This is a genomic window from Variovorax sp. Soil_C_17 (assembly GCF_057657265.1).
Genome location: NZ_JBDGIT010000013.1, coordinates 70,889 through 97,569, shown reverse-complemented (window position 1 = coordinate 97,569; position 26,681 = coordinate 70,889). Strand labels below are relative to the sequence as shown.

Below are 26,681 nucleotides of genomic sequence, written 5' to 3'. Positions count from 1 at the left end.
TCATTCGGGTTGCACGCGGGCGGTGGCGGCCATCGCGCCGGTCAGCGCGACGTCGTCGCGGATCGCGGCCGCGAACTCGGCGTCTTCAACAGCTCGTACAGCAGGTGCGGCTGGCTGCCGCTGCCGAACGACCCAATAGGCCAGCGCTGGCAGTCCGCCGGCGCCGGCGCGGTTGTCGATGACCACCGGCTGGCCCCAGCGCGCCGACAGCTCGGCGCCGACCGCGCGGATCAGCACATCGACGCCGCCGCCGGGCGGGAACGGCACGACGATGCGAACGGGCTTGCTCGGGAAGCCCTGCGCCGCGGCCGGCGCGGTGCCGGCCAGCAGCGCGAGGCCGAGTGCGGCCACCGCCGTACAGCAGGTGCGGCGCGCGTCAGAAGCGGCGCGGCGCATTTGCCTCTGCATGGCGAACCGGCAGGCTCATCGTGCCGACGTGCTCTATCTCGATACGCACCGTGTCGCCGGCCTCGATCGGGCCGACGCCTTCGGGCGTGCCGGTCGCGATCACGTCGCCGGGGTACAGCGTGCAGACCGACGAGATCAGCTCGATCAGGCCGGGGATGTCGACGATCAGTGAGCTGGTGCGCGCGTCCTGCCGCAGCTCGTCGTTGACCCAGAGCCGGTTGCGCAGGTCGTGCGGGTTCGGCACCTCGTCGGCGGTGACGAGGTAGGGGCCGAATGGCGTGAAGCTCTCGAACGACTTGCGCGTCACGCGCTCCTCCTGCGGGATGCCGGGTTCGATGCGCATGGTCAGGTCCATCAGGCAGGCGTAGCCGAACACGTGGGCCATCGCCTGCGCGCGCGGCACGTGGTGCGCGGTGCGGCCGATGATCACGGCGAGTTCGGATTCGTGGTCGAAGCGGCGCGCCGAGTCCTTCGGCAGCACGATGGTGCCGCCGGCGCCGACGAGCGAGGCCGTCGCCTTCATGAAGAAGCACATCTCGTTCGGCGACTTGCCCGAGCTGACCGAGCGCGCGCCGATCTCGCCGACGTGCCTGGCATAGTTGACCGGTGCCGCGAACACATGCACCGGGCAGGGGTTGGGCGGCAGCAGCGTGACCGAGGCCACCGGCACGCCGGTCGAGGCACGGCGCGCGGCCTCGATCTGCGGCCGGCGCGTCGCCCAGTCGGCGATCAGGCGCGACATGTAGACCGGCGGCCACTGCGGGCCGGCCTCGGGCACAGCCGATGTGACGTCGTAGAGCGTGTCGCCCTCGACGACGCCGACGCGGTGGTTGTCAAACACGGCGAGTCTCATGCGGTCACCTCGGTGTGCTTGCGTGCGCGCGCGATCGCATCGGCGGCGGCGATGCGGCCGAAGATGCAGCCCTTGGCCAGCGAGGAGCCGCTCATGTAGGTCTCGCCATGGAAGCCGCCCATCACCTCGCCGGTGGCGTAGAGCCCGGGGATGGCCTGACCGTAGACGTCGAGCACGCGCGCCGTGGTGTCGGTGTGCAGGCCGCAGTAGGTCGAGGTCAGGCCGGTGGTGCAGGCCAGGCCGTAGAAGGGGCTGCGCTCGACGCGGGTCGGCTTTCCGTAGCCGGTGCTGAGCGAGCTGCGGCCGAAGTCGTCCGGGCGCTTCCTGTCGCAGGCCGCGTTGTAGTTCGCGATGGTGGTCGCGAGCCCGGCGACGTCGATGCCGAGCTTCGCGGCCAGCGCATCGAGCGAGTCGGCCTGCAGCAGCACGCCGGCCGCCAGCGCGGCTCGGAAGTCGACCACTGTCGGCAGCGGCGCCGACTGGTCCATCACCTGCTGGTCGAAGATCTGGAACGCGCGCGCGTCCTGCTGTTCGAGGCAGCGGTCGCCGATGGTCTTGTACGAGACCGACTCGTTGACGAAGCGCCGCCCGGCCGCGTTGACGACGATCGCGCCGCGGTACATGGCCGAGAGGATGCGCGGCACCGTGTGCTCGTGGCCCGGCTTCGGCTCGGCCAGCGGCGCGCCGAAGGTGCCTTTCGCGAAGCCCATGTCGACCAGGTCGGCGCCGAGCGCCCAGGCCATGCGCAGGCCGTCGCCGGTGTTGCCTTCGCCGCCCATCGGCTTGGCTTGGCGCAGGTGCGGCGCGAAGCGCTCGACCATGTCGGGCGCGCGCGAGAAGCCGCCGGTCGCGATCACGACACCGCCGCGCGCGTGGATCCGTTCACCACTCGCCAGCGCGACGCCGACGACCTGGCGCCGTTCGAAGTCACCCTCGGTCAGCAGGCGTGCGACGCCCGCGTTGGCGCGGTAGTCCATGCCGGCGCGCAGGCCCTGCGCATGCAGCGTCTCGAGCACATGGACCGGGTTGGTGCCGTGGTTGCGCGGCACCGATTGGGCACCGCTCAGCGACACCTGCTCGAACGGCACGCCCAGGCCTTGCAGCCAGCGGTAGGCCTCGTGCTGGCGCGTGGCATAGACATGAACCAGCGCACGGTCGTTGCGGTGCTTGCCCGCGACCATCAGGTCCTCCTCGAGGATCTCGGCGCTGTCCTGGATGCCGTTGGCCTGCTGCACGTCGGTGCCGGCGAACGCAAAGGCGCCGCCGCACATCGCGGTGCTGCCGCCGTAGTGCGCCGATTTCTCGAGCAGCAGCACGGCGGCGCCCGATTGCGCGGCTTCGAGCGCGGTGCAGTGGCCGGCCATGCCGGCGCCGATCACGATCACGTCGACGGTGGATGGAATGGGTGTGTTCATCGGCGGATCCTTGCGGTTCAGTGGTGTCCGGCCACGGTGCGGACCAGGGCGTCGGCATCGGCCGGCGGGCTGTCCGATCGCCACGCGACGTGACCGTCCGGGCGCACCAGCACGAAGCGGCGTTCGTAGGCGTCGCGCACCGCAGGGTCGGCCGGCGACTCGATCCGGAACGGCATGCCGGCGCGCGCCGCGGACGCGGCCAGCGCCGCGAGTTCGCCGCTCGCGCCCGGGGCCGCGACCACGACGTAGCCGCACCCGAACAGGTCGAGCGTCGAGCGCCCGTCGGCCAGCCACACATGCGGCGCGCGGCAGCCGACGCGGCTGCTTGGGCGGTAGTTGCTCGCATCGTTCCACTCGGCCTGCTGCTGCGCAGGATCTTCGACGTCGGTGTAGACGCAGATCGGCGATGCGAGGTAGCGGTAGCCCAGATGGATGTTGGCCGAGAACCACTCGCGCTTCATGGCCTGCGCGAGCGCGGTACCGACGCGTTCGCGCGTCTGCGCCGCGGCCGGCGTGTCGTCCAGCAGGTCGGGGTTGGCGCCGGGCGAGAGCATGCGCGCCAGGTTGCCGCTGGCCTCGAGCACGTTGCGTTCGCCGACCGGCCTGCGCTCGATGCCGTAGGACGCGAGCAGCCCGTCGCCGCCCCAGCCTTCGAGCACCGCGGAGAGCTTCCACGACAGGTCGACCGCGTCCTGCAGCCCGGTGTTCATGCCGAAGCCGCCGGTCGGCGACATCACGTGCGCCGCGTCGCCGGCGATGAAGCCGCGCCGCTCGCGGTAGCGGTTCGCGATCAGTTCCTGACGCTGCCAGGCGACCACGCTCAGGATCTTGAAGTCGAAGGGCCGGCCCATCGCGCGTGCCGCAAGCGCACGGATGTCGTCGTGGCTCAGTTCGCGCGCGCGCTCGTCGCCGACGATCGAGAAGCGCCAGCGCTCCGCGCCGTTGATCGCGACCAGCGTCGCCCAGGTGCCCTCCGGGCCGACGAAGATGTAGCGGTAGCCGGGCGGCTTGTCGTGCAGTGCGTTCAGGTCGGCGCATTCGAAGATCACGTTGGTCGGGTAGGTCAGCACGCCGCGGCCGCCGGCCTCGATGCCGAGCGTGTCGCGCACGCCGCTGCGCGCGCCGTCGCAGCCGACGATGTAGCGCGCGCGGAAGGTGAGTTGCTCGCCGTCCGACAGCCGTTCGACCAGCGCCTCCACGCCGGCATCGTCCTGCGTGAACGACAGCAGCTTGTGCCCGTAGTGGACCGAGACCGTCGGCCGCGATGCGGCGAAGCGCTGCAGGATCGGGTCGAACATGTTCTGCGGGCAGCGCTCGCGCTTCTGCGGGCTGAACTTCGAGGGCTTCTCGTCCTGCGCCGAGGGGAAGGGCTCGCGCCCGAGCTCATAGCCGTTCAGCGACGTGAGGTAGACGTTGTCCTGCGGATACGAGCGCACATACGGGCTGGCCTCGACATCGGCCACGATGCCCCAGCGACGGCAGAACTCCATGGTGCGCACGCCGACGCCGTCCATCTTCGGCTGGTAGATCGCGCCGTCGGAGCGCTCGATCACCGCGCAGCGGCGCCCGCGCCAGCCGAGATCGCCGACCAGGGCCAGGCCCACCGGGCCGGCCCCGACCACCAGCACTTCAGTCTCAATGAATTTCACCGATCGAACCCTTCCTGTTGCAGGACCAGCCTGCAAGGTATGACAATAATACCCGTATGGTTCAACCGTTGATGCCCCAGAATCACCTATCCAACCGGGAGCGTTTCATGCGAGAGCAAGCCCAGGGGCTGCAGCTGAACAAGGCCGACCCTCACCGTTCGGCACCGCCAGCGCAATTCGTGCCGGTGCGACAGCGGCGCGCATTCGAGGAGGTCTGCGACCAGGTGCGGCGCGCCGTCGCGGCCGGCACCCTCGCACCGGGCGACCGGCTGCCCGCCGAGCGCGAGATGTGTGAGCAGTTCGGCGTCAGCCGCACCGCGATCCGCGAGGCGCTGCGCAGCCTGGAGGTGGCCGGCATCATCCATTGCCAGCAGGGCATGGGCGGCGGCTCGTTCATCCGGCGCAGCGATTCGAACGTGGTCGCGCAGGCGGTGCGCGACATGGTGCTGCTCGGCCAGATCCCGAGCGCGAGCATCACCGAGGCGCGGATCCTGCTGTCGGGCGTGGCGATCCGGCTCGCCTGCGAGCGCGCCACCGAGGCCGACCTCAATGCGATCGAGCGCGACATCGAGGAATCCGCGCGCCTGACGGCATTGGGCGACTTCTCGCGCCGCAATGCCTACATCACTGAGTTCTATCGGGTGCTGGCCCGCGCGACCCACAACGAGGTGATCGTGATGCTGCTGGATTCGCTGTCGGAGATCGTGCGCACGCTGCTGGCCAAGGTCAGCCCGCAGCCGCGCGACGACGTGATCGGCGTGCGCCGCCTCATCCTGAAGCAGCTGCGCGCACGCAACGTCGAGAAGGCGACCGCCGAGATGACGACGCACCTCGAGTCGCTGAACTGCTATCTCGAGGCGCAGCAGAGCACGATGGCGGCCGACGGCGCCTGATCACTCCAGCTTGATGCCGGCTGCCGCGGCCACCTGGGTCCCACTTCACGACATCCGAGGCGATCACCGCCTGGAACTGCGCCGGCGAGTTGAACTGCGGCACCATGCCCATGCCTTCCAGCTTGGCCTTGATCGGCGCCGACTGCAGCGCCTTGCCGATCGCGTCGTTCAGGATCTCGACGATGCGCGGCGGCGTGCCAGCGGGCGCGAGCATCGCGTTCCACTAGTCGATCTCGATGTCCGGCCCGCCCGACTCGACAATCGTCGGCACCTCCGGCATGACGGGCGAGCGCTTCTTCTGCACCACGGCGAGCGCACGCAATCGCCCGGCGCGCATCAGCCCCATCACGTCCGACGGCACCGGCACCAGGTAGTCGCCCCGGCCGGAGATGACGGCCTGCGACACCTCGGGGCCGCCCTTGTAGGGCACGTTCTGTACCGTGATGCCGGTCGCCTGTGCGAACTGCGTGTTGACGAGGTGCCCGTGCCGCCATTGCCGGTGGTCGCAAGTTCAGCACGCCGGGGCGGGCCCGAGCTGCGGCGATCAGGTCCTTGACGGAATGGAACGGGCTGGTGCCGGCGACGCACAGGACCAGCGGCATCGACGCAGTCATCGTGATCGGCGCGAAATCCGTCACCGGGTTGTAGGGCATCTTGGTTTCGACCGCGGCGGCCATCGCGGCCGGCCCCATGTTGGTCGCGAGCAGCGTAGGTGGATCAGCAGGTTGCTGCGTGTGCTCATTCGTCTGCGTTGTTGAAATTCCGGTGTTGGGGGTGGCGATCAGCGCGGCAGCCCGAGCCCGCGCTGCGCGATCAGGCTGCGCTGGATCTCGTTGGTGCCGATGCTGATCACCCACATCAGCGAATGGCGCAGGTTCTGCTCGATGCGCCCGCGCAGGATCGCTCCGGGGCTGCCTTCGCTGAGCGTGGCCTGCATGCCGAGGATGTCGAGCGCGACCTCGCCGAAGCGTTCCATCAGCTCGCCCGAATAGACCTTGCTCGCCGCCGCGTCGCCCGGCGGGGTCTCGCCGCCATCGACCTGTGCGGCGCAGTGCATCATCATCTGGCGGCCGGCCTCGATCTCGGCGGCGAGCGTGGCGATGCGTTCGCGCACCAGCGGATCGTCGCGCAGCGGCCGGCCGTCAACCTCCGCCGTGCGCACATGCGCGCACAGCAGCTCGAACGAGCGCGCCACCTTCATCACGATGCCGCCGCCGATGAAGCCGCGCTCGGTCGCGAGCGCGCCGGTCAGCACCTTCCAGCCGGCGTTGACCTCACCGACCATCGCGTCGGACGGCAGCCGCACGTTGTCGTAGAAGACGTTGGCGAAGGCGCCGCCGTACATCGTCGTCGAGGTCTTCACCGTGATGCCGGGCGTGTCCATCGGCACGATGAACATGCTGAGGCCGGCGTGCGCCGGCTTCGCGTCCGGGTCGGTGCGCGTGGCCAGCAGCATGTAGTCGCCCCAGTAGGTCGTGGTCCAGATCTTCTGGCCGTTGATGACCCACTCGTCACCGTCGCGGACCGCGCGCGTGCGCATCGATGCCAGGTCGGAGCCCGAATCGGGCTCGCTGTAGCCCATGCCGTAGATCGCCTCGCCGCGCAGGATCTCGGGGAGGTACCGCGCCTGCTGTTCGGGCGTGCCGTACACCTGCAGCATCGCGGCCTGCACCGGCGCACCGGCACGCGGCGCCTCGGCGCGCTCCATCTCCTCGATGAACGCGAGCTGCTCGAAGGCGCTGCGGCCCTGGCCGCCGAAGCGCTCAGGCCAGGCCAGGCCGATCCAGCCGGTGCGGCCCAGGTCGCGCGCGAACGCGCGGTCGTATTCGCGTTCCTTGAACGAGAGCTTCTCGTGCGCGGCCTTGAGCGCGTCCGACCAGTGTTCGTCGAGCCAGGCCCGCACCTCGCGGCGGAACGCATTGCCGGCCGGGCCCAGGTCGTATTCGGGCATGGTGCGCGCCGGCTGGTCGAGTGGGCCGTCGAGGTAGTAGGCCGCGAGCTCGGCGCGCGCGCGCCGTGCGCCGCCGTGGCGCAGCACGTCGAGGTGGACCTGCTTGAAGTGGCGCGGTGCCTCGTGCTCCTCGCTGTAGCCGATCGCGCCGAACGCATGCTGCGTTTCGAGCGACACCGTGCGCAGCGTGGTGCCGGCCAGCACCGCCGCGGCCGCCGCAAACAGGCGCCAGGCCGGCGCCTGCACGTCGTGCTGGTGCGCGGCATTGCGCGCGGTCAATTGCACGCCCTGCAGAGCGATGTAGGCATTGGCGAGCTTGTGCTGGATCGCCTGGAAGCGGCCGATCGGCTGGCCGAACTGGCGGCGCTCCTTCGCATAGTCGACCGCCATCTCGAATGCGCGCGCCGCCGCGCCGACGGCACGGCCGGTGAGGGCCAGGCGCGAGATCGCAACCAGGTCGGCCAGCGTGTCGGGCATCAAGGCGACGAGCGTCGCCGCCGCACGCTCGAAGCGCACGCGTGACAGGCCCTGCGTGCCCATCGCCGGAGTGGCTTCGACGACGACGCCGGCCGCGCCGGCCTCGACGAACGCGATCGAGGGGCCCGGCAGCACCAGCGCGAAGTGGGTCGCGGATGCGGCCGCCTCGACGAACGCGATTTCTCCGCTGACCGCCGTGCCGTCGCAACGCAGCGCGCCGGCCGCGGCGTCGCCATCGGCCTGTGCGAAGGCGAGGGCGATAAGCGCACTGCCCCCGCGCATCGCCGCGAGCGGCGCCGCGTCCAGCGCCGACAGGTTCAGCAGCGCTGCATGGTGCAGCGGCACCGGGCAGGCGGCGCGGCCGAGCTCCTCCATCACGATCAGGATCTCGCGCAAGCCGCCTTCGCTCGGGTCGGTGCCGAGGCTGGTCAGACCTTGCTCGGCAAGCTGCTGCCAGACCGACGCGACGCGTGCCGGGTCGGCTGCCGCCTGCACCGCGCCGGCCGCCGGCCAGTGGTGCTCGAGGAAGCCGCGCACTGAGTCGCGCAACATGGTGCGCTCGTCGTCGGAGGGCAAGGCGGAAAGGTCGGGCGACAGGGCGGTGCTCATCGGGTCTCCAGGGGGCGGTCCCGCCGCGCGGGATTTAAAGGTCCAACCATTGTATTCGTCGGAAGGGTTCGACGCCAGCCAGCGGCTGCTGCGCGCATGGTCTTATCATTGAAGCGGCCTTGTTTGGCCTGCCCTCCACCCAGCGAAAGCGCCCGAATGTCCACTGCCAAGGCCCCTGCCGCTAAGACCGCCACCGCCGCGCCCAAGTCGGCGCCCGAAGCACGCACGGCGCTGCCGCCCGCGGCGAAGTTCCAGGCGATCCGCTCCACGCGGGCCTTCGAGGAGATCGCCTCGCAGATCCGAAACGAACTGGCCGAGGGCCGGCTCAAGGTCGGCAGCCGGCTGCCGTCGGAGCGCGCCCTGGCCGAGCAGTTCGGCGTGTCGCGCAACACCCTGCGCGAGGCGCTCCGCTCGCTCGAGCATGCCGGCCTGATCCAGCTGCTGAAGGGCGCCAGCGGCGGGGCCTTCATCAGCGAGCGCAGCGGGGATGCGATCGTGACCGGCCTGTTCGATCTCTACCACGTCGGCACGATCCGGCCGGCGCAGGTGACCGAGGCGCGGATCTGGCTCGAATCGATCATCGTGCGCGAAGCCTGCACCCGGGCGACCGAGGAGGACCTGGCCGCCCTGGAGAAGAACATCGAGGAGGCCGAGGCAGCCTCGGCGCGCGGCGATTTCCCGGCGCGCGCGGCCAAGCACATCGACTTCCACCGCCTGCTCGCGCGCATGACCGGCAACCCCATCATGATCATCGTGATGGACGGCGTGCTCGACGTGCTGCACCACTTCGTGCGCACCATCGGCGAGTACCAGAACGCGTTCGTCCTGCCTTCGCGGCGCCGCTTCATGAAGCACATGGAAGAAGGCAACGTCGAGGCCGCGGTCGCCGAGATGGAGAGCAGCTTGAAGCGGCTGCAGCGCGCCTATCTTTCGAAGGTCGAGCCGGCCGACGAGGCGCCGGTACAGGCCGTCGCGCAGGCGCCGGCCCGCAAGCGCGCGGCGGCGAAGTCCGCCGAATCCAGCCAGTCCGAGAAGGCCGCCAAGCCGGCTCCCAAGACCAGGGCCTGAGGTCTCGGCCGGCCCGCCAGCGGCGGCGCGGAAGCGGCGCGACAGCGCCGAGTGTATTTGGTACGACCAATGTCGCGCCGGCGCGCCCCCGCGCCCCTGCACGCCCGCCGATTCCGGTTTGCACCGTTGACAGCCCGCGCTTACGCCCGTACGATGATCGCAATGGTTGAACCAAAACCATTGAAGAATCCCTGAACCGACGGCAGGACACACGAATGGAAAACTCAGAAGCGCCCGCACTGGGCGAGACGCTTGCGGTATTGCTGGCGCGCGACATGGTCGATGGCGAGAAGGTCATCATCGGCACCAACTCCGACATCCAGCTGGCTGCCTGCAACCTGGCGCGGCAGATGCAGGCGCCGCGCCTGTGGTGGATCTCCGGCCCCGGCGGCATGGTGAACCCGACGCGCGACCACCTGCTGCCGACTGCCGATTTCGAAAACCTCGAATCGTCGGAGGCCTGGATGGACCTGCCGAACATGATCGACTTCATCGACTGGAAGATCCACTTCTTCGATTTCGCGATCCTGTCGGCGCTGCAGGTCGACCGCTTCGGCAACATCAACACGGTGGTCGTGGGCGAGCAGGCCAAGCCGAAGGTGCGCGGCCCCGGCACGGTCGGCATCAGCGCGCTCTGCGGGCTGGCCAAGCGCTTCTACGTCGTGCTCACGCGGCACGACAAGAGCGCGTTCGTGCCGCGCGTCGACTTCCTCTGCGGCGCCGGCCACATGGAAGGCGGGGATTCGCGCGAGCGCATGGGCATCCCGGCCGGCGGGCCGAAGCTGGTGATCTCGCCGCTCGGCGTGTTCGACTTCCAGCCCGGCACCAAGGCGATGCGCGTGCTGTCGGTCAACCCCGGCGTCACGCTCGAGCAGGTGCGCGATGCGACCGGCTTCGACCTCGTCGTCGAAGGCACGCCCCCCGTCACGACGATGCCGACCGCCGAAGAGCTGCACCTGCTGCGCACCCGCGTCGACACGCGCCGCACGCTGCTGCGCAAGTTCCCCTGATCGCCTGACGAGACAGACCACATGATCAAAAGCAAACTCGCTTCCCTCGACGAAGCCGTCGCCGACATCGCCGACGGCAGCAAGGTCGGCATGGGCGGCTGGATCTTCAATGCGCAGCCGATGGCGCTGGTGCGTGCGCTGATCCGCAAGGGCGCCCGCAATCTCGACCTGATCCCGACGCCGGGCTCGATCGCGCCCGACATGCTGATCGGCGCAGGCTGCGCGCGCAGCACCGTCTGCGTGTTCATCAGCTTCGAGCAGTTCGGCCTCGCGCCGCACTTTCGCAAGCAGGCCGAGGCCGGCACGCTGAAGGTGTACGACCTCGACGGCCCGGCCATTGCCGGCGGCCTGCGCGCGGCGATCTGCGATCTGCCGTACATGCCGATCCCCGACCTCGGCACCGATCTGCCGCGCCACGCACCTGAGTTCTACCTGCCGCTGCCGAGCAAGCCGGGCGAACGCAAGATGCTGGCGGCCGCCGCGGTCAAACCTGACGTGTGCTTGCTTCACGCGCAGCAGGCCGACGAATATGGCAACGTGCAGTACCTCGGCTCTCCGTTCTTCGACGCCATGCTGGCGCAGGCCTCGCGCAAGGTGATCGTGTCGGTCGACCGCATCGTCTCGACCGAGACCATCCGACGCAACAACCACCTGACGAAGATCCCCAGTGCGATGGTCGACATGGTCGTAGAGGCGCCATGGGGCGCGCACCCGACCGCGTCGCCCAGCCTCTACCGCGGCGACGAGAAGCACCTGAAGGAATACGTCAAGGCCAGCGTCAGCGACGAGGCCTTCGCCGCCTACCTGAAGAAATACGCAGGCGATGCAGCGACGCAGCCGACCTACCTCGATGCGCTCGGCGGCGCACGGCTCGGCACCCTCACGACGTCCGAATCCAACCTGACCTGAAGGACTTCGCATGTCGAACCCGAAGCCGGCCGCCAGGACCGTGGCTGACAAAGCCGATTCTCGCCCCGGCATTCTCGACGGTGTGCGGGTGCTCGACTTCACCGCGATGATGTCCGGCCCCTACACCACGCGCATGATGGCCGACATGGGTGCCGAGGTCATCAAGATCGAGCCGCCCGAAGGCGACCACATCCGTAGCCGTCCGCCGACGCGCGAGGGCCGCAGCACCTACTTCGCACAGCTCAACTGCGGCAAGAAGAGCCTTGCGCTCGACCTGAAGAAGCCCGCCGCGGTCGCGCTCATCAAGCAATTGGTCGAAAGCTGCGACGTCGTCGTCGAGAACTATCGGCCCGGCGTGATGAAGCGCCTCGGCCTCGACTACGAGACGCTCGCGGCGATCAATCCGAAACTGGTCTATTGCTCGATCTCGGGCTTCGGCCAGACCGGTTCGTGGGCCGGACGCAGCGCCTATGCGCCGGTGCTGCATGCCGGCAGCGGCTACGACATGGCGACGCTGAACTACCAGGACGGCATCGAGCGCCCGCTGAAAAACGGCATCTTCGTGGCCGACGTGCTCGGCGGTTCGCTCGCGTTCGGCGCGATCCAGGCGGCGCTGTTCCGCGCAGCGCGCACGGGCAAGGGGGACCAGGTCGACCTGTCGCTGATGGACGCGATGCTGAGCCTGCTGGTCTACGAATGCCAGGAGGCGCAGTTCCCGGCCGAGCGGCGCCGTCCGCTCTACCAGCCGACCAAGGCGCGCGACGGCTTCGTGCTGATCGCGCCGGTGAGCCAGAACAACTTCGAGGCGCTGGCGCGCGCGACCGGCCATCCCGAATGGGTTCAGGACAAGCGCTTCGCGACCATCCACGCGCGCGAACACCATTGGGGCGAGCTGATGGGCCTGCTCGACGACTGGGCCGGCGAATTGAGCGCGGCCGAATGCGAGGAGGCGATGCACGCCGGCGGCGTGCCCTGTTCGCGCTACCTGAGCGTCGGCCAGGCGATGCAGCTGCCGCCGATCGTCGAGCGCCAGGCGATGCAGACCATCGACGACGGCTCCGGCCTGTTCGCGGTGCCGAACCCGGCCTTCCGCTTCCTGCACACCGCGGCGCACGCACGCAACAGCGTCTCCGAGCTCGGCGCCGACGGCCCCGACGTGCTGCGCGGACTCGGCCTGGGCGACGATGCGATCGACGCGTTGGCGACCGAGGGCGTGCTGCATCTGCCGGCGTCGGCCGCTGCTGCGCACTGACGCGTGAACCTCTTGCCAAACGCCCCGACGAGGATGACCATGACCCACACGAGACAAGCCCCTCCATCGAATGCACGCCGCCGCGGCCTTGCGCTGGCACTGACGCTCGGCACCGCCGCAGCCGCTATCGGCTTGCCCGGCGCCGCGTTCGCCCAGGCGTTCCCGAACAAGCCGATCACCATCGTCGTGCCGTACCCCCCAGGCGGCACCACCGACGCGCTGGCGCGGCTGATGCAGGAGCCGCTGCAGAAGCAGCTCGGCCAGCCGGTCGTCATCGACAACCGGCCCGGCGCGTCGGCGGTGCTCGGCACCAAGCTGGTCGCAAAGGCGGCGCCCGACGGCTACACGCTGCTGTTCCCGAACAACGGCCTGGTGATCTCGCCGCAGGTCTCCAAGGAGGCGAACTATGCGCCGCTGAAGGACTTCGCCCCGGTCTCGCTGGTCTCGCTGCAGCCGATGGTCCTGGTGATCAACCCTAGCGTGCCGGCGACCACGACGCAGCAGTTCATCGACTATGCGAAGGCCAACCCGGGCAAGGTCGAGTATGCAAGCGCCGGGCCGGCCTCGTTCGGCCAACTGTCGAGCGAACTGTTCGCGCGCCGCGCGGGCATTTCACTGCTGCACGTCCCGTACAAGGGTCAAGCGCCAACGACTCAGGCGGTGCTGACAGGCGAGGTCAAGATGCTGCTGTCGACGACTTCGCCGCAGCTCAACGCATTTGCCAAGGAGGGCAGGTTGCGCATGCTCGGCACCGGTTCGGCCCAGCCCTCGACCCTCGCGCCGGGCGCGGTGCCGCTGAGCCAGACGCTGCCGAATTTCAACCTCGAGGTGTGGTTCGGGCTGTTCGCGCCGGCCGGTACGCCGCCCGACGTGGTTGCGCGCCTGAACGACGCAATCGTCAAGGTGCTGGCGACCCCCGACATCAAGACCCGCTTCGAGCAGGCTGGGGCGCTGGCTGCGTCCAGCACGCCGGAGCAGCTCGGAACGCGCATCGCCGACGAGTACGCAAGCTGGGCCGCGGTGATCAAGGACGCCGGTATCAAGCCGGAATGACGATGAGCGCCACGCCGCCGCTGCCCATCGAGGCGCGTGTCGCGGCCACGCTGATCGTGCTGCGCGACGGGCCGCGCGGCCTCGAGGTGCTGTTGCTCCGCCGCGCCGAGCGCCCAGGCGACCAGAACAGCGGTGCAGCGGTCTTCCCCGGTGGTCTGCTCGACCCGGCCGACGGCAGCCACCACGCGCTGTGCGGCGGACTCGACGACGTTGCGGCAAGCGCGCGCCTCGGCCTGCCGGCGGGGGGGCTGAATTATTGGATCGGCGCGATCCGCGAATGCTTCGAAGAGTCCGGCCTGCTGTTCGCGACCGACGCCTCGGGCGCAATGGTCGACCTGGCCCGCTTCCCGGCCGACGAGCTGTTCGCGCTGCGCCGGTCGCTGCATGCCAACAAGATCGGCATGGCCGAGCTCTGCGCGCGCCTGAATGTGCGCCTCAGCGCGGCCGACCTGGCCTACTACAGCCACTGGATCACGCCGCTCGGCATGCCAAAAATCTTCGACACGCGCTTCTTCATCGCCGAGGCGCCGGCCGGCCAGACCGCGCTGCACGACGGCGGCGAGTCCGTCGAGGTGCTGTGGCTGACGCCTGCCGAGGCGCTCGACAAGGCGCGCGCGCTGAAGCTCATGCATGTGACCTCGGTCACGCTGAAGCATCTCGCCGGCTTCGCGACTGCCGCCGAGGCCGTGGCTGCGGCACGCGCGCAAGACGTCGTCCCGGTGACGCGTCCGCGCTTGGCGATCGGCCCGAAGGGCCGCACGCCGGTGGACCGCGGGGCATGGGCCTTCGCCGAGATCGGCCGCCTCGACCCGCAGGGCCGTGGCCACGTCAGTACCGAGTTGCTGCCGGGCCGCGGCGTGTGGCTGTCGCCGCGCGTGCTGCGCGTCACCGCGCCGAACGGCAACATGATGACCGGCCCGGGTACCAACAGCTACTTCATCGGCGCCCCCGGCGGCGACGAATGGGCGCTGCTCGACCCCGGCCCGGCCGACGCCGCGCACGTGGAGGCGCTGCGCCAAGCGGCACCGGGCAAGGTCACCCGCATCCTCGTTACGCACACCCACAAGGACCATTCGCCCGCCGCCGCCGCGCTGAAGGAAGCGACCGGCGCACCGACCTTCGGCCGTGTCGCCGACTTTTCCGAGTGGCAGGACACCGCGTTCGTGCCTGACCATAGGGTCGAGGACGGCGAGCGAATCGCGTTGGGGGAGGGCGTCACGCTGCGCGCAATCCACACGCCGGGCCATGCGAGCAACCACCTGTGCTATCTGCTCGAGGAAGAAAAGCTGCTCTTCACCGGCGACCACCTGATGCAGGGCTCGACCGTTGTCATCAACCCGCCGGACGGCGACATGGCCGCGTACTTTGCCTCGTTGGAGCGGCTACTTGCCGAAGACATCGAATGGCTGGCGCCGGGGCACGGCTTCCTCATCGACGAGCCGCACGCGGTGGTGCGCATGACGATCGCACACCGACTCGGGCGCCAGGCCAAGGTGCTTGCGGCCGTGACGGCGCACGGCCCGGCCGAAGCGGCGACGCTGCTGCCCATCGTCTATGCCGACACGCCAGTGCGTCTGCACGGGGTGGCGCTGCGGTCGCTGCAGGCGCACCTGCAGAAGCTGCATGGGGAACGGGCGGTGGGGCTGGATGGGCAGGGGCGGTGGTGGATAAGGAAATAGGCTTGCCGCGCTTCCCGACATTCGACGGCTAGAGGCGGCCAGCACAAGTCCCCTTCAGCCGAACAGCCCCCTATACCGCTCCCGCAGTAAATTCTTCTGGACCTTCCCCATCGCATTGCGCGGCAGGTCGGGCAGAACGTACAGCTCCTTCGGCACCTTGAAGTTCGCGATGTCGGCTTTCAGGCGCGCGACGATTGCGCCGGCGTCGAGCGTGCCGCCGGGTTTGGCGACGACGATGGCGACCACGGCTTCGCCGAAGTCGGGGTGCGGCGCGCCGATCACGGCTGATTCTTCGACGCCGGGCAGCTCGTTGATGAAGCCTTCGATCTCGGCCGGGTACACGTTGTAGCCGCCGCTGATGATCAGGTCCTTGCTGCGGCCGACGATGGTGATGTAGCCGTCGGCCTCGATCCGTCCAACGTCGCCCGTCTTGAACCAGCCGTCGGACGTGAACTCTTCCTTCGTCTTTTCCGGCATGCGCCAGTAGCCGGCGAACACGTTCGGGCCGCGTACCTCCAGGTTGCCGATGGCACCGGGCGGGCAGGGCGCGCCAGCCGGGCCGGTGCCGTCGTAGTCGACCGCGCGCACGTCGACGCCCGGCAGCGCCGGACCGACGGTACCGCGGCGGCGCTGGCCGTCGGCGGCGCGGCACGGGTTGCTGGCCAGCATCGCGGTTTCGCTCATGCCGTAGCGTTCGAGGATGACGTGGCCGGTGCGATCGGTCCAGGCGTCGAAGATCTCGACCAGCAATGGCGCCGAGCCGCTGATGAAGAGGCGCATCGAGGCGCTCGCCTCGCGCGTGAGCGTGGGCTCGGCCAGCATCCGGGAGTACAGCGTCGGCACGCCCATGAAAACGGTGGCACGCGCCATCTGCGCGATCACGCGCTTCGGATCGAACTTGTTGCCGAACCAGATCATCTTGCTGCCGTTCAGCAGCGCGCCGTGGATCGCGACGAACAGGCCGTGCACGTGGAAGGTCGGCAGCGCGTGGATGAGCACGTCGTCGGGCTGCCAGTCCCAATAGGTCTTCAGCGTGCGCGCGTTGCTGAGCAGGTTGTCGTGCGACAGCATCGCGCCCTTGCTGCGCCCGGTCGTCCCGCTGGTGTAGATGATCGACGCCAGGTCCGAGCGTCGAACGGCGGCCGGCGTCTGCTCGTCGCCGAATCCGGCCGCGCTCGCCATCAGCGTGCCGCTGCCGTCGCCGGCCAGCGTGCAGACCATGCGGCAGCCGGCGCGCAGCGCGATCGGCTCGATCCAGTCGACGTGGCGCGGATCGCAGACCACCACCGCCGGCTCGGCATTGCCGACGAAGTACTCGATCTCGGCCGCCTGATAGGCGCTGTTGAGCGGCAGGAAGACGTGGCCGGCGCGCAGCACCGCCAGGTACAGCATCAGCGCCTCGACGCTCTTTTCGACCTGCGCCGCGATGCGCGAGCCCGACGGCAGCGCGAGCGATGCGAGCAGGTTGGCCAGCTGCGCGCTGCCGGCGTCGAGCTCCCGCCATGTGTAGTGGCGCGGCGGCATCGCGTCGACGGCCTCGATCGCGATCTGGTCGAGGTCGGCCGGGAAAGCGCGGCGCAGCGCGCTGAACAGATTGGCGTCGGGCATCGGAAGTGGAGTTGTCAGAGAAAGACGTCGGGAATCAACTCCGCCCCAGCCGGGCTGTACATCGAGAAGTCGGTCTGCCCGTGTTGGCGCAGCAGGTCCTCGTCGATGCAGAAGTTGCCGCTGAACGAGGTCGGAGCGGTCAGGATGCGGTGCGCCGCATCGGCCATGATCTGCGGGCTGCGCGTGCGCTGCATCGTCGAGTCGCCGCCGAGCAGGTTCTGCACCGCCGCCGTGCCGATCACGGTGCGTGGCCACAGCGCGTTGAACGCGACGCGATCGCGGAACTCGCCGGCCATGCCGAGCACGCACATGCTCATGCCGAACTTGGCGATCGTGTAGGCCACGTTCGGTGCGAACCAGCGCTCCTCCATGTTGAGCGGCGGCGAGAGCATCAGCACGTGCGGGTTCGGCGCCTTCAGCAGGTGCGGCAGGCAGGCGCGGCTCACCAGGTACGTGCCGCGGGCGTTGATGCCGTGCATCAGGTCGAAGCGCTTCATGTCGGTCGCAAGCGTGCCGGTCTTGCTGATCGCGCTGGCGTTGTTCACGCAGATGTCGATGCCGCCGAAGCGCACCACCGCCTGCTCGACGGCGGAGAGCACCTGCTCCTCGTGCCGGATGTCGACCACCAGCGGCAGCGCCTGGCCGCCGGCGGCCTCGATCTCCTTCGCGGCGGTGTAGATCGTGCCGGGCAGCTTCGGATGCGGCTCGGCCGTCTTGGCGGCGATCACGATGTTGGCGCCGTCCCGCGCCGCACGCAGCGCGATCGCCAGGCCGATGCCGCGGCTCGCGCCGCTGATGAACAACGTCTTGCCCTTCAGGTCACTCATGTCGAGGGCTCCGTTTTCTCGATGGGCGGGAAGCCCTTGTAGGGCGGCGCCTTCTTGCCCAGCATCGCGGTGATCGCGGCGCGCGGCTCGGGGGTCATGAACGCGGCGGCCTGGCTGTTCGCCTCGAGCGTGAACATGGTGGCCTGGTCGCTGTCCAGCGAGGCGTTCAGCGCCGACTTGGTCAGCGCCAGCGCGGTGGGCGAGGCCTGGGTCATGCTCAGTGCGATCTGCTGCGCGCGCGCTTCGAGGCGTGCGCTTTCGTGGATCTCCATCACGATGCCCATCGACCTGGCCTCTGCCGCGTCGATCTCGCGCGTGGAGAAGATCAGCTCCTTCGCACGCTGCAGCCCGACGATGCGCGGCAGCAGGTACATCGGGCCCAGGTCGGGGATCAGGCCGAGCTTCAGGTAAGCCATCGAGAAGCGGGCCTGCGGCGACGCGATCACCAGGTCGGCCGTCAGTGCGAGCGAGAAGCCGGCGCCGAAGGCCGGGCCGTCGACCACCGCGATCAGCGGTCGCGTGAGGCGCAGCAGGTCGTTGATGAGGCGCAGCCCACCGTTGATGCGCTGCTGCCAGTAGGCCGCGCCGGCGTCGAGGTTCGTGTTCAGGTCGTTCAGGTTGCCGCCCGCGCAGAAGGCGCCCGGGCTGCCGGCGAGCACCAGCACGCGGATGCCCTGGTCGTCGCGCACGCGGTCGAGCACCGTCATCAGGTCGCGGCGCAGCTCGCTGTCGAACGGGTTGCGCTTCTCGGGCCGCGCCAGGCGGATCCAGCCGATCGAATCCTTGACTTCGAAGTTCACCGTGTCCATGCGTCTACTCTTATGCAGGGGTGAACATCGGGATGGCGGCATCGCCTTCGGCCGGCTTGAAGCAGACCTTCACGCGCTGGCCGATGCGCAACGCATCCAGGTCGCAGTCGACGATGTTGGTCAGCATGGTCACGCCTTCGTCGAGCTTCACATAGGCGATCGCGTAGGGGATCGGTCCGGCGCGGCGCGTCACGCTGACGCTGTAGATCTCGCCGGTGCCCTTGGCATCGATCCACTCGGTGTCGCCGAGGCAGAACGGGCACAGCGCCCGCGGGTAGAAGTGCGGCTTCTGGCAGGCGGTGCAGCGGCGCAGCTTGAGCACGCCTTGCTTCGCGGCGGTGAAGTAGGGCTCGGTCGCCGCGTCGATGATCGGCGCGGCGAGCGGGCGGTCCTGTTGGGGGGTGGTCATGATCTCAAGCCCTTTCCATGATCAGAGTGCCGCTGCCGTGGCGCGAGCCGAGCAGTCCACCGGTACCTTGCGCGAGTGCCAGCGTGCAGTTGGGCACCTGCACCTTCGGGTGCGCCTCGCCGCGCAGCTGGCGCACTGCCTCGATCACCTTGGTGATGCCGCCGCGGTTGGCGGGGTGGTTGTTGCACAGGCCGCCGCCGTCGGTGTTGAACGGCAGCTTGCCGATGCCGGAGATCAGGTTGCCGTCCATCACGAAGCGGCCGCCTTCGCCCTTCTTGCAGAAGCCCAGGTCCTCGAGCTGGATCAGCACGGTGATCGTGAAGCTGTCGTAGATCGATGCGTACTGGATGTCGGACGGCTTCACGCCGGCCTCGGCGAACGCGATCGGGCCGGACACGGCCGCGCCGGAGTAGGTGAGGTCGACATGGCCGCCGTCCTGGCCCTTGATGGCCTCGCCGGCACCGAGCAGATTGACCACCGGGCGCTTCAGCGAGCGCGCGATCTCGGGGCGCACCACCAGCAGCGCGCCGCCGCCGTCGCTGACCACGCAGCAGTCGAGCTTGTGCAGCGGGTCGGAGATCATCGGCGAGTCGATCACGTCCTCGACCGTGACCACGTCGCGCAGCATCGCGTTCGGGTTGTACTGCGCATGGGTCGACGCGGCGACCTTGATCCAGGCGAGCTGCTCGGCCGTGGTGCCGTACTCGAACATGTGGCGCGCCGCGGCGAGCGCATACATGTTGACCGTGACCGGGTTGTAGGGCTGCTCCCAGGCCACATCGGGCGTGATCGGCATGGTGAAGCGCGGCGCGACGCCGCTGGAGCCTTCGCTGCGCGGCCGGCCCGACAGCGTGATCAGCGCGACGTTGCACTTCCCCGCCGCGATCGCCTGCGCCGCGTGCGAGACATGCAGCAGGTAGGCCGAGCCGCCGGTGTCGGAGCTGTCGATGTGGCGGACCTTCAGCCCGAGGTAGTCGACCATGTTGTTGGCGCCCAGGCCCGGCGCATCGCCGGCGCAGAAGTAGCCGTCGACGTCTTTCAGCGACAACCCGGCGTCCTGCAGCGCGCCGCGCGCGCATTCGGCATGCAGCTGGGCGATGGTCTTGTCGGGGGCCTTGCGGGTGGGGTGTTCGAACGCGCCTGCGATGCAGGCCTGTCGTTTGAGGGACATGCGAGAGTCTTTCGTGTTGACGCGATTTGCTGGTAAAGCATATCATTGGTTCTACCATCAAACAAGGATCAGAACCATGACGCCTCTCGTCTCTCTCAAAGGCCACACCGTCGTCGTCACCGGCGCCGGCCAGGGCATCGGCAAGGCGTTGGCCGAACTCGTCATCGAACTCGAAGGCCAGGTCGTCGCGGTCGACATGAACGGCGACACGCTGAAGGCCGCGATGGCGCCGCTGCCCGCCGAACGCGTGATGACGGTGGTCGGCAGCGTCGCCGACCTGGACCTCGCGACGAAGTCGGTCGCGGAAGCGGTGGAGCGCTTCGGCGCCATCCACGGCCTGGTCAACAACGCCGGCATCACGCGCCCCGCCATGATCGAGAAGATGACCGCGCAACAGTGGAAGGACGTGATCGACGTGCATCTCACCGGCAGCTTCTATTGGCTGCAGGCGGTCGGCCGCCACATGCTGGCGCGCTCGCGCGACGGCGACACCACCGGCGGCTCGATCATCAACATCTCGTCCGACGCCGGGCGCAAGGGCTCGATCGGCCAGATCAACTACGCCGCCGCCAAGGCCGGCATGCTGGGCATGACGATGACGGCCGCGAAGGAATGGGGCCGCTACAACATCCGCACCAACTCGATCTGCTTCGGCGTGGTCGAAACGCCGATGACCGAGGTAGTGCGCGGCGAGAAGTTCAAGGACAACATCCTGGCGCAGATCCCGCTCGGGCGCTGGTCGACCCCGCAGGAGGCGGTGCGCATGCTGGCGTTCCTGCTATCCGATGCGGCCAGCTACATGACCGGCCAGCACATCGGCGTCAACGGCGGCTTCCACATCAGCCTGTGAGCGCGGAGGTGCCCGATGCCGCGCGCCTCGCGGCCTACATGCGCGAGCACGTCGAGGCCTTCGACGGCCCGCTGGCGGTGCGCAAGGTCGAAGGCGGGCAGTCGAACCCGACCTTCATCGTCGACGCCGGCGCGCGCCGGTACGTGCTGCGGCGCAAGCCCGCCGGCCAGATCCTGCAGTCGGCGCATGCGGTCGACCGCGAGTTCCGCGTGCTTCGGGCGTTGCAGGGCTCGACCGTGCCGGTGCCGCGTGCGCGTGCGCTGTGCGAAGACCTCTCGGTGCTCGGCAGCGCGTTCTACCTGATGGACTTCGTCGACGGCCGCATCCTGACCGACCAGACGCTGCCCGGCATGACGCCGGAACAGCGCCGCGCCCACTATGCCGAGTTGAACCGCGTGATGGCGGCGCTGCACGGCGTCGACCACCGCGCGATCGGTCTGGCCGACTACGGGCGCGAGGAGCGCTACTTGGAGCGCCAGATCGAGCGCTGGACGAAGCAATACCGCGGCGCCGAGACGCGCCGCATCGAAGCGATGGAATCGCTGCTGGCCTGGTTGCCGGCGCACGTGCCCGCGCAGGCGGGCGCCGGCATCGTGCATGGCGACTTCCGGCTCGACAACGTGATCTTCCATGCCACCGAGCCGAGCATCGTCGCCGTGCTCGACTGGGAGCTGTCGACCATCGGCGACCCGCTGGTCGACTTCGCCTACCACTGCCTGAGCTGGCGGCTCGCGCTCGGCGTGCACCGCACGCTGGTCGGCATGGGCGATGCGGACCTCGCCGCGCTCGGCATCCCGACCGAGGCCGAACACGTCGCCGCGTACTGCGCGCGCACCGGGCGCGGAGAGAGCGGGCAGATCCCGAACTGGTCGTTCTACCTGGCGTTCAACATGTTCCGCCTGGCGGCGATCCAGCAGGGCATCGCACGCCGTGCGCTCGAAGGCAATGCGGCGAACAGCCGTGCGCAGGCGGTCGCGGCGCGGGTCGAGGCGACCGCGACGGCCGGCTGGGAGATTGCGCGCCGCCTTTGAGCGCCCGAGCGGAGAGGGTCGCGGCGCCGGGGTTTTCCCGTAGCCATCCGATGTGGTGTGAATCCCTATTTGGTTGTACCATTGAAGTCAATATCCGGGGCACCGCGCCAACCGGCCGCCAGCCTTTCCTGGAGACTCCCCATGCCATCGATCCTCGGACTTCCCATCGCCCGCCGCGCCGGCGCATTTTTCCGTCGGGGCGCGCAGCTGCGTTCGGCCGCGCGCTTCCTCGTTGCCGGCTATGCCGTCGCCTTTTCCAGCCTCACCTGCACGCTGGTGATGGCCCAGCCGGCGCCGGTCACGGTGGGCGTCGTCTATCCGATCAAGACCATGCTCGGCCAGCAGGGCAAGCGCGGCGCCGAGCTGGCGGCCGAGATGCTCAATGCGAGCGGCGGGGTGCTCAGGGGCGCCCCGCTCAAGCTCGTGGTCTACGACGACAACTACACGCCGGCCGACGGCGTCGCCGCAGCGCGCAAGCTCGCCAGCGAGGACAAGGTGCCGGTGATCGTCGGCGCGATCAACACCTCGGTGTCGCTCGGCATCAACCAGGTCGCCCAGCAGAACGGCATGATGTTCCTGGCTGCCGTGACCAAGGCGCCGGCCATCACCGACTACGACCGCGCGTTCCGTTTCAACCCGCTGGTCTCGACCGACGGCGAGGTCTTCAACGCCTACCTGAAGGACAAGGTCAAGCCGCAGCGGCTGGCGATCGTGGTCGAGAACGGCGACTACGGCCGCTCGATCATCACCAACATGAAGGCCGCGTTCGGCAGCGCCGTCGTCGCCAGCGAGATGTTCGAGATCCTGAAGCAGAGCGACTTCAGCACGCTCGCCTCGCGCATCAAGTCGGCCAATCCGGACGTGGTCTGCTTCGCCTGGTCGGCGCCCGAGCAGGGCGGCAACCTGCTGCGCACGCTGGCCGAAGCGGGCGTGACCGCCAAGCGCTGCATCCTGCCGGGCTCGATCACGCCGGTGCTGCTCCAGGTCGCCGGCCCGGCCGTCGAAGGCTCGTTCACGGTCGACATCTGGGCGCCGACCATGGCCACCGAGACCAACAAGAAGTTTGTCGCCGCATTCCAGTCCAAGTTCAACGAGATGCCGGGCAAGGTCGACTTCCTCGGCTTCGAATCGATATGGATCCTCGGGCATGCGATCCGCAAGGCCGAGACGGCGACCGACACCGCCAAGCTCGCCGCCACGCTGCGCGCCGGCACCTGGGATTCGCCGCGCGGGCCGGTCAAGTTCCCTGCCGGCCAGGCGACCTCGGAGAAGTGGGTCACGCTGGTGGTGAAGGACGGCAAGATCGTCGTCGGCGAATGATCGTGCGGCTGTAGGCGCTGCCGCGACCCATCCTTCTCCATGTCCGAAGCGCTGCTCCAGCAAATCGTCAACGGCCTGTCGGTCGGCTTCGGTTATGCGCTGATCGCGCTCGGGCTGACGCTGGCCTTTGGCGTGCTGCACGTCATCAACTTCGGCCACGGCGAGGTGGTGATGCTGGGCGCGCTGACGGTCGTGATCGCGACCACCAAGCTCGGCCTGCCGTACCTGATCGCGTTGCCGCTCGCGGCGCTGGTCGGCGCGCTGGTCGGCTGGGTCTTCAACCGCCTCGCGGTCGCGCCGCTGCTGCCGCGCGAGAGTGGCCGCACCGACATCCTGCTGACCACCTTCGCGATGGGCGTGCTGGCCTATCAGGTGGTGCTGTCGATCTGGGGTCCGGCGCCGGCGCGCGTCGACGGGCTGCAGGGCCGCTTCGAGCTCGGTGGCGTCGCCCTGACGGCGCAGCGCCTGTTCATCATCGGCGCCAGCATTGCCACGCTGCTCGCGCTGGAGCAATTGGCGCGGCGCACGCGCTTCGGCGTCGAACTGCGCGCCGTCGCGCAGAGCGAGCACGCGGCGCGCGTGGTCGGCATCGACGTCAAGTCGCTCGGCTCGCGCGCCTTCATCCTCGCCGCCGGGATCGCCGGCTTCGGCGGCGGCCTGCTTGCGCCGATCACTTCCTATTCGCCGGCGCTCGGCCAGGCGGTGCTGATCAAGGCCTTCGTGATCGTCGTCATGGGCGGGCTCGGCAGCGCGCTCGGCGCGGTGGTCTGTGCGCTCGGCATCGGCGTGATCGAGGCGATGCTCGGGCTGTATGTCGACGAGAGCGTCGCCACCGGTTGCGTCTACGGCCTGATGCTGCTGACGCTGCTGCTGCGGCCGCAGGGGCTGCTGGGGTCGCGCACATGACCCGCAGCGTGAGAGATCTGCTGCTCGGCCTGCTGCTGGTCGCCATCGTCGCCACCGTGCTGCGCTCGGCCTACTGGCTCGACGTCGCGGCCTACGCCGGCGTGCTCGCAGTGTTCGCGCTCGGCGTCGCAGTGGCCTTCGGCCAGCTCGGCTACGTCAGCTTCGGCCATGCCGCCTTCCTCGGGCTGGGCGCCTACACGGCAGGGCTGCTCGTCACCGCGCTGGGCTGGAACTACTGGGCCGTGCTGCCGCTCTGCGTGATCCCCGGGCTGCTGCTCGGCGCCTTGCTCGGCGTGATCTCGGCGCGGCTGAGCGGCGCCTACTTCGCGATCGCTACGCTGGTCGTCGCCGAGATGCTGCTGCTGCTCGCGAGCCACTGGGTCGAGCTGACGCACGGGCCGATGGGACTGATGGTGTCGGTATCCCCCGTGCCCGGCGCGCAGGCGATCGGGTGGAATGCGCAGCAGGCCTATCTGGCGGTGGTCGGCGCGGCGCTGGTGCCGGCCTTCGTGCTGCTGCGCAACCTGCGCGCGAGCGCCACCGGCCGCTGCTGGGATGCGATCCGCGAGGCGCCGGCGCTGGCCGAGTCGCTCGGCATCGCGACGGCGCAGGCGCGGGTGCTCAACATCGCGCTCTCGGGCGGGCTCGCGGCGCTGGCCGGCGGCCTGCTGGTCCCGAAGGTGTTCGTGCTGTCGCCGGCGCTGTTCGGCGTCACCAACTCGGCCACCGGCATCCTCGCGGTGATCCTCGGCGGCAAGGCCACGCTGTTCGGGCCGCTGCTCGGCGGCGCGCTGTTCGCGGCGCTGCCGGAGGCGCTGCGTTTCCTGGGCGAACTGAACTTCGCCGCGTTCGCGCTGATGCTGCTGATCGCGGTACGCGTGCTGCCGGACGGCATCGTCGGCTGGCTCATGAAGCGCACGGCGCTGCAACGCCGCTTCGCGCGCCGCGCTGCAGGCGATGCGCTGCCGCCGGCCACGCCACTGGTCGCGCGCGCACACCGGGCCGATCCCGCGCTGCAGGTGCGCCAGGTCAGCCGCCATTTCAAGGGCCTGAAGGCGGTGGAGGATGTGTCCTTCGAGGTGCGCAGCGGCGAGATCGTCGGCCTGATCGGTCCGAACGGCGCCGGCAAGACGACGCTGCTGAGCATGCTGAGCGGCTTCCTGCCGACCACGCACGGCAGCATCCAGGCGTTCGGCCAGGACATCGCGGGCCTGGCGCCGCACCGCGTCGCACGCGGCGGCGTGGTGCGCAGCTTCCAGCAGACGGCGGTGTGCGCGTCGCAGACCGTGCTGGTCAACATGCGCATCGCGGCGCACCTGCACCGGCCGGTCGGCTTCTTCGGTGCGCTGGTGGGGACGACGGCGGCGCGCCTGCGCGAACGCGAGCGCCTCGCGCATGCACTGGGCTGCCTGCAGGAGGTGGGGCTGGTCGACCGGCTCGACGCACTGGCCGGCAGCCTGCCCTATGGCGAGCAGAAGCTGCTCGGCGTCGCGATGGCACTCGCCGCCGAGCCGGCCGTGCTGCTGCTCGACGAGCCCGCCGCCGGCCTCAACCACACCGAGGCCACGCGCCTGGCCGGCGTGCTGCGCGAACTGCGCGCCAAGGGCATGACGCTGGTCGTGGTCGATCACAACCTGAAGATGTTGATGTCGCTGGTCGACCGCGTGGTCGTGTTGCACCACGGCGTCAAGATCGCCGATGGCGCACCGCACGAGGTGACGACGCGGACCGAGGTCGTGCAGGCGTACCTGGGCCAGGCGGCCGCTCCGGCCGAAGAAATGGCGGAGGCCAGCGCATGACTTCCGATGCGATCTTGAAGGTCGAGAGTCTTGCGGTGCGTTATGGTGAAACCACGGCGCTGCGCGGCGTCTCGATCGCGGTCGCGCGCGGCGAGGTGATCGCCCTGATCGGTGCCAACGGCGCCGGCAAGTCGTCGCTGCTGAACGCGCTGATGGGCCTGGTGCCGGCCGCAGGCGGGCGCCTGCGTTGCGGCACCACCGTGCTCGACGGACTGCCGACGCGCGCCCGCATCGCGGCCGGCCTTGCGTTGTCACCGGAAGGGCGGCGCGTGTTCCCTGACCTGTCGGTCGAGGAGAACCTCGACCTCGGCGACCTGGGCCGCGATCTCGCGCAACGTCAGGTCCGCCGCGCGGTCGTCTGCAGACGCTTTCCGCGTCTGCTCGAACGGCGGCTGCAGCGCGCCGGCACGCTGTCCGGCGGCGAGCAGCAGATGCTCGCGATCGGCCGCGCCCTGATGGCCGACCCGAGCGTGCTGCTGCTCGACGAGCCGACGCTCGGCCTGGCGCCGCGCATCGTGGGCGAGATCGCGCAGTTCGTGGGCGAGATCCGCGCCGCCGGCGTCGCGGTGGTGCTGGCCGAGCAGAACGCCGAGATGGCGCTCGGCGTGGCCGACCGCGCCTACGTGCTGCAGAACGGCGAGATCGTGATGGACGGCCCGGCCGCCGAACTGGCGGTTCGGCCCGAGGTGCGCAGCGCCTACCTGGGCCTCTGATGAAGGACGGCG

General features: G+C 69.4%; 23 protein-coding genes and 2 pseudogenes. 13 read left to right on the top strand and 12 right to left on the bottom strand.

All coding sequences use genetic code 11. The features are described from left to right. The 4 genes from AC3A6Y_RS31620 to AC3A6Y_RS31605 are packed head-to-tail and all read right to left on the bottom strand — an operon-like array spanning nt 1 to nt 4,325. Complete coding sequence (locus AC3A6Y_RS31620) at nt 1–396, bottom strand: hypothetical protein (RefSeq protein ID WP_487872172.1); 396 nt, start codon at nt 394–396, stop codon at nt 1–3. Then, nucleotides 377–1,261, bottom strand: a complete 885-nt coding sequence (locus AC3A6Y_RS31615; protein ID WP_487872171.1) for a fumarylacetoacetate hydrolase family protein — start codon at nt 1,259–1,261, stop codon at nt 377–379. Before AC3A6Y_RS31615 ends, AC3A6Y_RS31620 begins: the two co-directional genes overlap by 20 nt. Beyond that, nucleotides 1,258–2,676, bottom strand: a complete 1,419-nt coding sequence (locus AC3A6Y_RS31610) for an FAD-dependent oxidoreductase (RefSeq protein WP_487872170.1) — start codon at nt 2,674–2,676, stop codon at nt 1,258–1,260. Before AC3A6Y_RS31610 ends, AC3A6Y_RS31615 begins: the two co-directional genes overlap by 4 nt. A gap of 17 nt (nt 2,677–2,693) precedes the next feature. Further along, on the bottom strand, nt 2,694–4,325 hold the full coding sequence (locus AC3A6Y_RS31605) for an FAD-dependent oxidoreductase (RefSeq protein ID WP_487872169.1): 1,632 nt from the start codon (nt 4,323–4,325) through the stop codon (nt 2,694–2,696). A 107-nt stretch (nt 4,326–4,432) separates the two neighbouring features. On the opposite strand from AC3A6Y_RS31605, the gene AC3A6Y_RS31600 reads away from it, so the two are divergent. Continuing rightward, the gene (locus AC3A6Y_RS31600) at nt 4,433–5,218 is read left to right on the top strand and encodes a FadR/GntR family transcriptional regulator (RefSeq protein WP_487872168.1); all 786 of its coding nucleotides are present in this window, start codon (nt 4,433–4,435) and stop codon (nt 5,216–5,218) included. A gap of 97 nt (nt 5,219–5,315) precedes the next feature. Here AC3A6Y_RS31600 and AC3A6Y_RS31595 read toward each other — a convergent pair. From AC3A6Y_RS31595 to AC3A6Y_RS31585, 3 genes and pseudogenes are all read right to left on the bottom strand, one after another. Then, nucleotides 5,316–5,648: pseudogene (locus AC3A6Y_RS31595) on the bottom strand (tripartite tricarboxylate transporter substrate-binding protein); the annotation flags it as partial. A gap of 139 nt (nt 5,649–5,787) precedes the next feature. Continuing rightward, nucleotides 5,788–5,895: pseudogene (locus AC3A6Y_RS31590) on the bottom strand (tripartite tricarboxylate transporter substrate binding protein); the annotation flags it as partial. A 104-nt stretch (nt 5,896–5,999) separates the two neighbouring features. Then, a complete protein-coding gene (locus AC3A6Y_RS31585; RefSeq protein ID WP_487872167.1) occupies nt 6,000–8,255 on the bottom strand; it encodes an acyl-CoA dehydrogenase family protein in 2,256 nt (751 codons plus the stop codon). Between the two features lie 156 nt (nt 8,256–8,411). On the opposite strand from AC3A6Y_RS31585, the gene AC3A6Y_RS31580 reads away from it, so the two are divergent. From AC3A6Y_RS31580 to AC3A6Y_RS31555, 6 genes are all read left to right on the top strand, one after another. Further along, a complete protein-coding gene (locus AC3A6Y_RS31580) occupies nt 8,412–9,323 on the top strand; it encodes a FadR/GntR family transcriptional regulator (protein ID WP_487872166.1) in 912 nt (303 codons plus the stop codon). 215 nt (nt 9,324–9,538) lie between these two features. Further along, nucleotides 9,539–10,333, top strand: coding sequence for a CoA-transferase (locus tag AC3A6Y_RS31575; RefSeq protein WP_209501231.1), 795 nt, complete (start codon nt 9,539–9,541; stop codon nt 10,331–10,333). A gap of 21 nt (nt 10,334–10,354) precedes the next feature. Further along, complete coding sequence (locus AC3A6Y_RS31570) at nt 10,355–11,242, top strand: CoA transferase subunit A (RefSeq protein ID WP_487872165.1); 888 nt, start codon at nt 10,355–10,357, stop codon at nt 11,240–11,242. 10 nt (nt 11,243–11,252) lie between these two features. After that, nucleotides 11,253–12,494 (top strand): CaiB/BaiF CoA transferase family protein, encoded by a 1,242-nt coding sequence (locus tag AC3A6Y_RS31565; RefSeq protein ID WP_487872164.1) that lies wholly within the window; start codon nt 11,253–11,255, stop codon nt 12,492–12,494. Between the two features lie 39 nt (nt 12,495–12,533). After that, a complete protein-coding gene (locus AC3A6Y_RS31560; RefSeq protein WP_487872163.1) occupies nt 12,534–13,547 on the top strand; it encodes a Bug family tripartite tricarboxylate transporter substrate binding protein in 1,014 nt (337 codons plus the stop codon). Further along, complete coding sequence (locus tag AC3A6Y_RS31555) at nt 13,544–15,226, top strand: MBL fold metallo-hydrolase (protein WP_487872162.1); 1,683 nt, start codon at nt 13,544–13,546, stop codon at nt 15,224–15,226. The genes AC3A6Y_RS31560 and AC3A6Y_RS31555 overlap by 4 nt, the downstream gene beginning before the upstream one ends. A 54-nt stretch (nt 15,227–15,280) precedes the next feature. Here AC3A6Y_RS31555 and AC3A6Y_RS31550 read toward each other — a convergent pair whose 3' ends face one another. Genes AC3A6Y_RS31550 through AC3A6Y_RS31530 form a run of 5 tightly spaced genes read right to left on the bottom strand, consistent with a single transcriptional unit; the run spans nt 15,281 to nt 20,050 of the window. Further along, nucleotides 15,281–16,834: a malonate--CoA ligase gene (locus AC3A6Y_RS31550; protein WP_487872161.1), complete on the bottom strand. Its 1,554-nt coding sequence runs from the start codon at nt 16,832–16,834 to the stop codon at nt 15,281–15,283. 14 nt (nt 16,835–16,848) lie between these two features. Next, entirely contained in the window at nt 16,849–17,661 is an 813-nt protein-coding gene (locus tag AC3A6Y_RS31545) for an SDR family oxidoreductase (protein ID WP_487872160.1), read from the bottom strand. Then, complete coding sequence (locus AC3A6Y_RS31540) at nt 17,658–18,470, bottom strand: enoyl-CoA hydratase/isomerase family protein (RefSeq protein ID WP_487872159.1); 813 nt, start codon at nt 18,468–18,470, stop codon at nt 17,658–17,660. Before AC3A6Y_RS31540 ends, AC3A6Y_RS31545 begins: the two co-directional genes overlap by 4 nt. A gap of 10 nt (nt 18,471–18,480) precedes the next feature. Continuing rightward, nucleotides 18,481–18,879 carry a Zn-ribbon domain-containing OB-fold protein gene (locus AC3A6Y_RS31535; protein ID WP_487872158.1) on the bottom strand — a complete coding sequence of 133 codons (399 nt, stop codon included), beginning with the start codon at nt 18,877–18,879 and terminating at the stop codon, nt 18,481–18,483. 4 nt (nt 18,880–18,883) lie between these two features. Further along, complete coding sequence (locus tag AC3A6Y_RS31530; protein ID WP_487872157.1) at nt 18,884–20,050, bottom strand: thiolase domain-containing protein; 1,167 nt, start codon at nt 20,048–20,050, stop codon at nt 18,884–18,886. 76 nt (nt 20,051–20,126) lie between these two features. Between AC3A6Y_RS31530 and AC3A6Y_RS31525 the strand changes: the two genes are divergently transcribed. The 6 genes from AC3A6Y_RS31525 (at nt 20,127) to AC3A6Y_RS31500 (ending at nt 26,669) form a co-directional block, all read left to right on the top strand. Continuing rightward, nucleotides 20,127–20,900, top strand: coding sequence for an SDR family NAD(P)-dependent oxidoreductase (locus AC3A6Y_RS31525; RefSeq protein ID WP_487872156.1), 774 nt, complete (start codon nt 20,127–20,129; stop codon nt 20,898–20,900). Continuing rightward, the gene (locus AC3A6Y_RS31520) at nt 20,897–21,931 is read left to right on the top strand and encodes a phosphotransferase (protein WP_487872155.1); all 1,035 of its coding nucleotides are present in this window, start codon (nt 20,897–20,899) and stop codon (nt 21,929–21,931) included. The genes AC3A6Y_RS31525 and AC3A6Y_RS31520 overlap by 4 nt, the downstream gene beginning before the upstream one ends. Nucleotides 21,932–22,072: 141 nt before the next feature. After that, on the top strand, nt 22,073–23,251 hold the full coding sequence (locus tag AC3A6Y_RS31515; RefSeq protein ID WP_487872154.1) for an ABC transporter substrate-binding protein: 1,179 nt from the start codon (nt 22,073–22,075) through the stop codon (nt 23,249–23,251). 39 nt (nt 23,252–23,290) lie between these two features. Further along, complete coding sequence (locus AC3A6Y_RS31510) at nt 23,291–24,157, top strand: branched-chain amino acid ABC transporter permease (protein WP_487872153.1); 867 nt, start codon at nt 23,291–23,293, stop codon at nt 24,155–24,157. Further along, entirely contained in the window at nt 24,154–25,956 is a 1,803-nt protein-coding gene (locus AC3A6Y_RS31505; protein WP_487872152.1) for a branched-chain amino acid ABC transporter ATP-binding protein/permease, read from the top strand. Before AC3A6Y_RS31510 ends, AC3A6Y_RS31505 begins: the two co-directional genes overlap by 4 nt. After that, a complete protein-coding gene (locus tag AC3A6Y_RS31500) occupies nt 25,953–26,669 on the top strand; it encodes an ABC transporter ATP-binding protein (RefSeq protein WP_487872151.1) in 717 nt (238 codons plus the stop codon). Before AC3A6Y_RS31505 ends, AC3A6Y_RS31500 begins: the two co-directional genes overlap by 4 nt. The last annotated feature ends 12 nt before the right edge of the window (nt 26,670–26,681 follow it).